This window comes from Streptococcus sinensis, assembly GCF_000767835.1.
GTDB classification, from domain to species: Bacteria; Bacillota; Bacilli; order Lactobacillales; family Streptococcaceae; genus Streptococcus; species Streptococcus sinensis.
The window spans coordinates 1-10,610 of sequence record NZ_JPEN01000112.1; the positions used below are offsets into that span (position 1 = coordinate 1).

Genomic DNA, 10,610 nt, shown 5'->3' on the forward strand with positions numbered 1-10,610 from the left:
ACTAATCATATCAAGGTTTCTTCTTTTTGGGTACTCAGGTCTCACATCTATTGTAACGCTACATGGCTAATTCTTGTGAAAACAATGTATATTTTTAAATTGGAACTTGATTCTTTTATTTTTTATGATATACTTAACTAGTAAAAAATTAACCGGTTAAAGGAGTGGAGAGAAATGATGGATTTAGCACATAAGATTAATCATTTTTTGAATGAGGTCATATTGACAGCTGAGAATCAACATGAAATTTTGATCGGTTCTTGTACGAGTGATGTACGGCTAACGAACACGCAGGAGCACATTTTGATGCTTTTGTCTCAGGAATCTTTGACAAATTCTGATCTGGCGAAACGGCTGAATGTTAGCCAGGCTGCTGTAACTAAAGCTGTTAAGTCTTTGGTGGAGCAAAAGATGTTGCAAACTTTCAAGGATAAGAAAGATGCTCGTGTGACTTTTTATCGTTTGACTGACTTGGCGCGACCGATTGCGGAAGAGCATCAGCACCATCATGTGCACACCTTAGACACCTACCATAGATTGGCAGAGCAATTTTCTTCTGATGAGCAGGAAGTAATTGTGAAATTTTTGGATGCTTTGATTGGAGAAATTGGGAAATGAGATATATCACAGTGGAAAATCTGTCCTTTTACTATGACAAGGAGCCTGTGTTGGAGCATATTCACTATTTTCTGGATAGTGGCGAGTTTGTAACCTTGACGGGGGAGAATGGGGCTGCTAAGACGACACTTGTCAAGGCTAGTTTGGGAATTTTGCAGCCTAAGCATGGGGAAGTTAAGATTTCCAAGACCAATGAGCGAGGTAAGAAACTGCGGATTGCTTATCTTCCTCAGCAGATTGCTAGTTTTAATGCGGGTTTTCCTAGTACGGTTTACGAATTTGTCCAGTCTGGGCGCTATCCGCGCAAGGGATGGTTTCGCCGTTTGAATGAACACGATGAGGAGCATATCAAGGCTAGTTTAGAGTCGGTTGGAATGTGGGAACATCGGGATAAGCGGATCGGTTCACTTTCTGGTGGCCAGAAGCAGAGGGCTGTGATTGCTCGGATGTTTGCTTCAGATCCGGATATTTTTGTCCTAGATGAGCCGACAACAGGGATGGATGCAGGCAGCAAGGATGAATTTTACAAGCTCATGCACCATAGTGCTCATCAGCATGGGAAATCTGTCTTGATGATTACGCACGATCCGGAGGAAGTTCGTAAATATGCTGACCGCAACATTCATCTGGTTCGTAATCAGGACTCGCCTTGGCACTGTTTCAATGTGCATGAAAGTGACAGCGGACAGGAGGTGAGCCATGCTTAATTTATTTTCCTATGATTTTATGCAGCGAGCCTTTTTGGCAGTTATTGCCATGAGCCTCTTCTCACCGATTCTGGGGACTTTCCTAATTTTACGTCGGCAGAGCCTTATGAGTGACACGCTCAGCCACGTTTCACTGGCGGGTGTGGCTTTTGGCTTGGTTCTTGGGCTATCACCCACTCTCACAACGGTGCTTGTCGTCATTGTTGCAGCAGTATTTTTAGAGTATCTGCGAACTATCTATAAGAATTTCATGGAAATCGGGACAGCCATTCTTATGTCAACCGGCTTAGCTATTTCCTTGATTGTTATGAGTAAGGGCAAGAGTTCTAGCTCGATGAGTCTGGACCAGTATCTATTTGGCTCCATTGTGACTATCAGTAGGGAGCAGGTAATTTCTCTCTTTGTTATTGCTGCTGTGGTGCTCGTCTTGACCTTCCTCTTCATTCGCCCCATGTACATCTTGACCTTTGATGAGGATACGGCCTTTGTGGATGGGTTGCCTGTGCGGACCATGTCTATCCTCTTCAATATCGTGACGGGTGTTGCCATTGCCCTCATGATTCCAGCTGCGGGAGCCTTGCTGGTTTCGACCATCATGGTCTTGCCGGCTAGTATTGCCCTGCGGATTGGGAAAAATTTCAAATCGGTCATTTTGCTGGCAAATGCCATCGGCTTTTTTGGTATGATTGCCGGACTTTATATTTCTTACTATGCAGAGACACCAGCTAGCGCCAGCATTACGATTATTTTTGTCAGCTTGTTCTTGCTGGTCAATCTCATCCAAAAATTTATGAAATAGGAGCAGAAAATGAAAAAAATTAGCTTACTATTAGCAGGTTTACTGAGTATTTTCTTAGTAGCTTGTTCCAATCAAAAAAATTCAGATGGCAAGCTCAGTATTGTCACGACTTTTTATCCTGTTTATGAGTTTACCAAGCAGGTCGCTGGGGATGAGGCCAATGTTGAACTCCTCATCGGGGCTGGGACTGAGCCGCATGATTATGAGCCTTCAGCTAAGGCAGTTGCGACTATTCAGGATGCGGATGCTTTTGTCTATGAAAATGAAAACATGGAGACTTGGGTTCCTGAACTGTTAAAAACTTTGAAAAATAAGGAAGAAAAGGTTATTAAGGCGACAGGAGATATGCTCTTGCTGCCTGGTGGTGAAGAGGAAGAAGACCACGACCATGGGGAAGAGGGGCATCATCATGCCTATGATCCTCATGTCTGGCTATCTCCGAAGCGGGCTATTAAAATGGTGGAGCACATCCGTGATAGTCTGAGCAAATCTTATCCTGACAAGAAAGCTGCTTTTGAGAAAAATGCAGCGGCTTATATCAAGAAGCTGGAAGCCTTGGACAAGGAATATGAAGATGGGTTGGCAAATGCCAAGCAAAAGAGCTTTGTCACTCAGCACGCAGCCTTTAAGTATCTGGCATTGGACTATGGCTTGAAGCAGGTGCCAATTTCTGGACTTTCACCAGATAGCGAGCCATCCGCTTCACGCTTGGCTGAATTGACCGAGTATATCAAGAAAAATAAAATCAAGTATATTTACTTTGAAGAGAATGCTTCTCAGGCTTTGGCTTCTACATTGGCTAAGGAAACAGGAGTAGAGCTTGATGTCTTGAATCCGCTGGAAAGCTTGACCGAAGAGCAGACCAAGGATGGGGCAGACTATGTTTCTATCATGCAGGCCAATCTAAAAGCTCTCAAGAAAACGACGGACCAAGAGGGAGCGGAGATTGCAGCTGAGAAAGAAGAAGACGATAAGACAGTCCAAAACGGCTATTTTGAAGACAGCGCCGTCAAGGATCGGACCTTGTCTGACTATGCTGGCGAGTGGCAGTCTGTTTACCCTTATCTGAAAGACGGGACCTTGGATCAAGTCTTTGACTACAAGTCTAAGCTGACTGGAAAAATGACGGCAGCTGAATACAAGGACTATTATGACAAGGGCTACAAGACAGATGTTTCCAATATCAATATCACAGACAAGACCATGGAATTTGTGGTAGATGGAAAATCCAAGAAATATACTTATAAATACGTTGGTAAGCACACTCTGACTTACTCTAAGGGAAATCGAGGGGTACGCTTTATGTTTGAAGCGACAGACGAGGATGCTGGGGAGTACAAGTATGTTCAGTTTAGTGACCACAACATTGCACCTACCAAGGCAGCTCATTTCCACATCTTCTATGGCGGCGAGAGTCAGGAAGCACTCTTTGATGAGCTGGAAAACTGGCCGACCTACTATCCAAGTAAGTTGGCAGGTCAGGAAATTGCCCAAGAGATGTTGGCGCACTAATGTGAGTAAAGCAAGAAGACGGGACTAGCTCGCCTTCTTTTTTGTATATGAGGAAGTGACAATAAAAAGGCTTGACAATTTTTGATTACAGATGTAAACTAATATAGGATTGAATTACAAACGTAAATGCTAAGGAAGTGCTAGAAAATGGAACAGCAAAATATCAGTCAAGCTGAATGGCAAGTGATGCGTGTGCTGTGGGCCTATCCACACAGTCGCAGTACAGAGATTATAGCCCGTTTGGAAGCTGACTTTTCATGGAAGCCGGCAACCATCAAGACACTTTTGAATCGTCTGAAGACCAAAGAATTTATCGCCATGGAAAAAATTGAGGGTAAGTTTTACTACGATGCTCGGATTTTGGAAGCGGATCATCTGGAAAGTACATGGCAGGCGCTTTTTGATAATATTTGTAATACCAAACACGGAGAGTTGTTGATATCAATGATTGAGAGTCACCAGTTTAGTCAGAGTGATTTGGAGCGGCTCAGTCAGGTTATAGACAAAAAAAGAGTTTCGGCTCCGCTGGAAATTAAATGTGACTGCCCACAAGGCCAGTGTCGTTGCGGGCACGGAAAGGAGGCGCATTGATGAGCGAGAAGAAAGAATACAGAATCTCTGGTATGACCTGCGCTGCTTGCGCTATGGCGGTGGAGATGGCGGTTAAGGACTTGGCAACGGTTGAGGAAGTCAGTGTTAATCTGGCAACAGATCGGCTCAGTTTGCTTCCTAAGGCGGGATTTGACAGTCAGCAAGTGCTGGATGCTGTAGCTGAGGCTGGTTATCAGGCTGAAGAAAAAGGGGAGAGGCAGCAGGCGGAATATGCTCGGGATGCAGTGGCCAAAGCAGCAGTGCTGGACAAGAAAAAAAGGCAGATTCAGCTACTTTTTACAGCGACTCTACCCCTGCTCTATATTTCCATGGGGAGTATGATTGGCTTACCCCAGCCGAGCTTTTTGGACCATACGCAGGCTCCGCTGACTTTTGTTTTGGCTCAGCTGTTGCTGACTCTACCGGCCCTCTGGGTCGGACGCGGTTTTTATCAGAGAGGTGTGCGTAATCTCATCAAGAGGCATCCGAATATGGATAGTCTGATTGCTGTGGGGACAGGAGCAGCCTTTCTCTATAGCCTTTATGCGAGCGGTCAAGTGTTTGCTGGCCAGCATGCCTTTGTTCATCAGCTTTATTTTGAGTCGGTTTCTGTTATCATCAGTCTGGTTTTGCTGGGCAAATACATGGAAAGTTCAGCCAAGGGGCGGACTTCGCAGGCTATTCAAAGTCTGATTAAACTCCTGCCCAGTCAAGCGACAGTGATTCGCTATGGTCAGGCTGTGGTCATTGATACGGAGGAGATTAAGCTTGGAGATATTGTCCGCATTAAGCCGGGTGAACGTATGCCGGTAGATGGGGTTGTGACGGAGGGACAGACCTATGTAGATGAGTCTATGATGACCGGTGAGAGTCTGCCGGTAGAAAAAAAGGTAGGAGATACGATTACCAGTGCGACGCTAAATCAGAATGGTACCATTGACTACGAAGCGACTAAGGTGGGGGCCAATACGACTCTGGCACAGATTGTTCGTTTGGTAGAGGAAGCTCAGGGGTCCAAGGCTCCCATTGCAGCATTAGCTGACAAGATATCGCTTTATTTTGTCCCTATTGTTTTAGGATTGGCGACTGTGGCAGGTCTGGGATGGTATTTTCTGGCTGGTCAGAGTCTTTCTTTCTCCTTGTCCATTTTCATTGCGGTTCTGGTTATTGCCTGTCCCTGTGCGCTGGGCTTGGCGACTCCAACAGCTATTATGGTCGGGACGGGTAAGGGAGCTGAAAATGGCATTCTTATCAAATCTGGCCAGGCTCTAGAAGCGGCCTATCAGCTGGATGCGGTTGTTCTTGACAAGACAGGGACCATCACCGCTGGCCGGCCTAGCCTGACAGACCTTGAAGTCTTTGGGGATTTGCCACGGGCTGAGTTGCTGCGTCTGGTTGCTAGTGGCGAACAGCATTCGGAGCATCCTTTGGCTCGGGCTCTGCTAGCAACCGCTGAGGAAGAAGGTGTTATTCTGTCTCCTGTCAGTGATTTTCAATCCATCTCAGGGCGTGGTCTGAGGACTCGGGTGGAAGAACGGACGATCTTGATCGGGAATGAAGCTTTGATGGCGGATTACCAAGTTGATGCGAGTCAGGCTCAACAGCGCCTACGGGCTCTTTCTCATCAGGGTAAAACTGTCATGCTACTGGCTGTAGATGGTTGTTTAGCAGGACTTCTGGCTGTGGCAGATACCATTAAGGAAAACAGCCCAGTAGCCATCAGACAGCTACAGGAATTGGGATTGGAAGTCTTGATGCTGACGGGGGATCGTCAGGAAACAGCAGCCGCTATTGCTCAGATGGTCGGTATTAAACAAGTCATTGCTGGGGTTCTGCCAGACGGTAAGGCAGATGCTGTGAAAAGACTGCAGGAACGAGGGAAGAAAGTAGCCATGGTTGGAGACGGCATTAATGATGCCCCAGCCCTCGTCCAAGCAGAAGTGGGGATTGCGATTGGATCCGGTACTGATGTAGCCATCGAATCAGCGGATATTGTACTGATGCATAGTGAGTTGCAGGATGTAGTCAAGGCCATCCAGCTCAGTCAGGCAACTATAAAAAATATCAAGGAAAATCTTTTCTGGGCTTTTGCTTACAATACGCTGGGCATTCCTGTTGCCATGGGGCTGCTACACCTCTTTGGCGGTCCCCTGCTCAATCCTATGCTGGCAGGGCTGGCTATGAGTCTTAGTTCTGTCTCAGTTGTTGCCAATGCGCTGCGCCTCAACCGTTTTAAGGCTAAATAGGCGTGTATGCTTTAGAAAAGTTCAAAAATACTAAGAAAATACTGGAGGAAATCTCATGAAACAAAAAGTCCAATTAGAACATGTATCTTGTCAAAACTGTGTTAAGCACGTTACAGGGCATTTTTTGAAAATAGAAGGAGTCTCTGAGGTGGTCGTGGATTTGGATAGTAAAACTGCTCAGGTCACAGTAGATCAGCCCTTGAGTGCAGAAGATTATCAAGCAGCTTTAGCTAAAACCATCTATAAAGTTTTGCAGGTAGAGAATGCCTAAAGTGTCATTCTAATTTTGGAATGCCTTGTAAAACGAGTTGAAAAAGTCTATACTAGATAGTAGATTTTACTTAGAAAGTGAGAAATCATGAGGAAAAAATCAGTTTATTCTTTGTTGATTTGTGTAATGGTGGTGACTTTAGCGGCTTGTTCACACAATAATGAAAATTCCAATCAGTCGACATCAAGCTCGCTGCAACAAGAATCGAGTCAGCAGCCAGAGAGCAGTTCGTCTGCGGTCAGCAGTCAGAGTTCGCTGGATTCAAGTTTAGAACAGACGAAAGAGGAGAAGAAAGCGATGGACATTTCTGCCTTGGTGAATGGTGACTACTCTGGTATCGAGGGAACTTGGCAGAATGCTGCTGGAAATCAGTTAGTGTTCGATGCTAAGGGGCTGGTTTCTGACAGCTATGAACTTTATGGTGCTTCTCTGACAGGTTATGGAACAGCTTCTGGTGGTGTCTACGGAGGAGAGACTGGTGGTTTTCTGCTGGAGTTCATTCCCAAGGGAGTCAAAATTGCAGATAAGGAGAACTTTCAAGACAACTCAGACACAGCGCGTGATCGAATTTGGGCTGGAGTCGGGATGAATACTTTTGATGAACAAGGCACCTTTTATTATCGTATAAGTGAATAAAAACACCCTCACTAAGGTCTGGTCAGTTAGATCTTGGTGAAGGTGTTTTCTATTTTTAAAAATTTCTTATTCCGAAAATAGAGATGCCGGCAATTGCTCTTGAGGGTTCTCCGCTCTGGTGACATAGCTTGAAATAGGAAAATGAATAACGAATAAAAATGTCTGGACAAATTGTTCAGGAGGAGTTGGCTCTGGTTGGACAATCCAAATTTCTAGTAAATTCATAATCCCTTTTACTAGAAGTTGCGATACTTTTTCTTTAGGAACCTGTATTACGTCGTGGTTGATGGAAACATGCTCATTTTGAAACTCAAGTAAAATAGAAGAAAAAAAGGGAATCCAGTTGGGGTTAGCAGCTGTAGTATAGAAGCACTGTATCCATTTTCTGTGCTTATAAAAAACTGGGAGAAAGTGATTTGCAAAAAAAACGAAAGGATCTGCGAAGGTAGAGCGATCATATGTTTGTAATACAGCAGAAAATTCTGAATAAAGAATTCGATGAACTTCTTCAATAATCTCTTCGGTGCTATTAAAATGTTTTTTATAAATAGCTTGTCGGGAAATGCCAGCTTGCTGGGCAATTTCTGCTAATGAAAAATGTGACTTTGAAGGATTGTCTAAGGCTAGTTCAAAGAATGCCTGAATAATTTTTTCTTTTGTATTTCGCGCCATATATTATTTGCTGCTCTCCTTTCCAATAAGACTAAGCCAAAAGTTGACAAACTGTCAAGAAAAAACCTCTAAAGGATATGGTCTTTTTAGTTAATTTGAAGTACAATAATAATGATTATAATATAAGACGAACATAATATCAATATTTATATTCTACGCTTATAAAAAATTAGGAGAAGGAGAAATTGATTATGAAGGCAAAGAGGTGGATAGGCTTCTTTTTATCTTTATTAGCAACTTTTGCTGTTTTAGGATTTTGGAATGTCCAGCGGGTTTCTGCTGCTGATGTTACCGATAAGGCTAAATTCGAGGATTTGAAGATTACTATAGCATCCACAGGAAGCAAGACTGAAGGAATTCATGGTTCAAATGATACTTCGATGAAATTGAAATATTCAGGTAAATTCTCATTTCCCAATGTGGCAGCTAATGAAATCAAGGATGGGGATTACTTCATCGTAAAGGCTCCAGATAACTTGAGTTTGACGGATGGTAGTCTGGATTTGATTGATTCGACGTCAAATATCAAAATGGGGACTGTCCGAGTGGATAATGCTAACCATCGGCTGGTATTTACCTTCAATGACAAGGTGAAGGACAAGCAGAATATCCGTGGGGACTTTGTTGCAGAAGCAACTGAAACACTCCAAAAAGAGGGGAAAACGGTTACTTATGTTTTGCCAGATGGTAAAACACAGACCATCACGTATAAAGTGAATAAATATCAACAGACTGACGTGATAGGAGAAACCATTACAAAGTACGGTTATAACGATAACAATAAGGCGAGAGCACATTTTCAGATGAAGATTAATCGCGCTAAGAAAGATATGACTGGACATGTGGTGAAGATTACAGATGACGTTTCAAAGGGAGCCTTTGCTAACTATGTGGAAGGTACTTTCTATATGCATGAAGCGGAATTCGAAACGACGAATACGAATTCATCTGCTCTTAAACATTTAGGTGATGAATACGAAATCACAACCAATCCGGAGGTATACAAGGCTAACTCAGATAAAAAAGCTTTGTTGACCTTTGTCAACGGGAAACGAGGATTTGAGTTGCTCATGCCAACTAATATGGGAACAAAGAGCTTTTTCTTAACTTATGATACGTCCTCACCAGCAGATACTTCAACGATAAGTAACTCAGCGCAGTACTTGATTGATAACCAACCACAACTTATTTGGGAACAATACGGAGGTAGTACTGGAACCAAAACAGAAGCAACGTTTAATTTAAAGTCTGTTAAATCTGTAGGTGCAACTGTTACTGCTGATATTGCTGGTAAAATTAAAATCACAAAATTCGATGAAGCTGATGCAGATGTTAAGTTGAAAGATGTTAAATTTGATATTGTTGATAAAGCGACTAATAAAGTAGTTGATACAGTGGTAACGGATGAAAACGGGATTGCCCTTTCAAAGGCTCTCAGTGATGGTAAGTATATCGTTAAGGAGACGGTTGCTAAAGTAGGTTATCAGCTAATTAGCGAAGAGTTTGAAGTGGAGTTGAAAGGTGGACAAGGTGTTCCCCTCAATATCTCTAACAAACGTGTGACAGTTGATTTTGAAGCGACCAAGACATGGGTAGGCGGAAAGAAAACTGACTACAAAGAAGTCAAACTCGGTTTGTATGTGCACAAAGAAGGACAAACTGTTGCAGATGCAAAACCTGTTACCGGGAACTACACCCCTGAAGTGACAGAGTCTAATGGTGTCTACACTTATAAATGGAAAAATCAACTTCCAGGACGTGATGTAGATGGGACGAAATTAATCTACTCTGTCCGCGAACTTCAAGACCAGACAAACCTTCCTTTGAAAGAAGGAGAGAAGGTTGCAGTTGGCGATAACAACTACATCATATCTTACAATGCAGACAAGACTCAAGTAACCAATACTTATGAAGTTCCAAAGATAAAAGTTACGGCTAATAAAGTCTGGGTTGGTGGTCAGGAACATGTTCGTCCAACATTTTACTTCAAACTCTACCGTACACCAGAAGGTGGAGCGATTGAAGAAGTGGCTGGTGTTAAACAAAAAGAAGTTCCAAAAACAAATGGAACTGTCGAATGGACGGACCTTCCTGCGACAGATGAGCACGGTGTAAAGTACACTTATAGTGTGATGGAAGTCGATGAAGATGGCAATCTCATCGTAGATACGATAGACGGCTATACTCCAGCACAAACAGCTGATCTGACTGTTACAAATACCTATAGCACTTCCCCAACTACAGCTGACATTAAAGTCAAAAAAGACTTGATTGGCGGTCGTCCAACACCTCTTCAAGCGAATGAATTTGAATTTATCTTGAAAGATAAAAATGGACAAGAGGTTCAAAGAGCTAAGAACGATGGTGATGGTAATGTAACCTTTAAGGACCTTCCGTTTACACAAGAAGGACATTACCAGTACACGATTGTGGAAGCAAATGCTGGTCAAACCATCGATGGGGTGACCCATGATGCGAGAACAGTTCGTGTCATCGTACACGTCTATGATAATGGAAGAGGTCAGCTGGTTGCCTGGGTTGAGAATTTTGCCATTTCA

The 10,610-nt window shown here is 43.4% G+C and carries 10 protein-coding genes; 9 read left to right on the forward strand and 1 reads right to left on the reverse strand.

The genetic code is table 11. The features are described 5' to 3' along the window. Nucleotides 1-174 precede the first annotated feature (174 nt). The 8 genes from SSIN_RS09580 to SSIN_RS09615 all read left to right on the forward strand — a co-directional run bounded on the left by SSIN_RS09580 (nt 175) and on the right by SSIN_RS09615 (nt 7,380). Complete coding sequence (locus SSIN_RS09580; RefSeq protein WP_037618418.1) at nt 175-618, forward strand: zinc-dependent MarR family transcriptional regulator; 444 nt, start codon at nt 175-177, stop codon at nt 616-618. After that, nucleotides 615-1,325, forward strand: coding sequence for a metal ABC transporter ATP-binding protein (locus SSIN_RS09585; RefSeq protein ID WP_037618422.1), 711 nt, complete (start codon nt 615-617; stop codon nt 1,323-1,325). The genes SSIN_RS09580 and SSIN_RS09585 overlap by 4 nt, the downstream gene beginning before the upstream one ends. Beyond that, nucleotides 1,318-2,124: a metal ABC transporter permease gene (locus SSIN_RS09590; protein ID WP_037618425.1), complete on the forward strand. Its 807-nt coding sequence runs from the start codon at nt 1,318-1,320 to the stop codon at nt 2,122-2,124. The genes SSIN_RS09585 and SSIN_RS09590 overlap by 8 nt, the downstream gene beginning before the upstream one ends. 9 nt (nt 2,125-2,133) lie before the next feature. Continuing rightward, nucleotides 2,134-3,636, forward strand: coding sequence for a zinc ABC transporter substrate-binding protein AdcA (locus SSIN_RS09595; RefSeq protein WP_037618428.1), 1,503 nt, complete (start codon nt 2,134-2,136; stop codon nt 3,634-3,636). A 147-nt stretch (nt 3,637-3,783) separates the two neighbouring features. Then, on the forward strand, nt 3,784-4,227 hold the full coding sequence (locus tag SSIN_RS09600) for a CopY/TcrY family copper transport repressor (protein ID WP_037618431.1): 444 nt from the start codon (nt 3,784-3,786) through the stop codon (nt 4,225-4,227). Beyond that, nucleotides 4,227-6,473, forward strand: a complete 2,247-nt coding sequence (locus SSIN_RS09605; protein WP_037618434.1) for a heavy metal translocating P-type ATPase — start codon at nt 4,227-4,229, stop codon at nt 6,471-6,473. Before SSIN_RS09600 ends, SSIN_RS09605 begins: the two co-directional genes overlap by 1 nt. A 55-nt stretch (nt 6,474-6,528) precedes the next feature. Further along, nucleotides 6,529-6,744, forward strand: a complete 216-nt coding sequence (locus SSIN_RS09610; RefSeq protein ID WP_037618437.1) for a heavy-metal-associated domain-containing protein — start codon at nt 6,529-6,531, stop codon at nt 6,742-6,744. An 87-nt stretch (nt 6,745-6,831) separates the two neighbouring features. Further along, complete coding sequence (locus SSIN_RS09615) at nt 6,832-7,380, forward strand: DUF6287 domain-containing protein (protein ID WP_037618440.1); 549 nt, start codon at nt 6,832-6,834, stop codon at nt 7,378-7,380. Nucleotides 7,381-7,446: 66 nt separating this feature from the next. Here SSIN_RS09615 and SSIN_RS09620 read toward each other — a convergent pair whose 3' ends face one another. Continuing rightward, entirely contained in the window at nt 7,447-8,052 is a 606-nt protein-coding gene (locus tag SSIN_RS09620; RefSeq protein WP_037618443.1) for a TetR/AcrR family transcriptional regulator, read from the reverse strand. 191 nt (nt 8,053-8,243) lie between these two features. Here SSIN_RS09620 and SSIN_RS09625 point away from each other — a divergent pair. Beyond that, nucleotides 8,244-10,610 (forward strand): SpaA isopeptide-forming pilin-related protein (locus tag SSIN_RS09625; protein WP_156956327.1); only part of this gene is annotated, 2,367 nt, incomplete at its 3' end.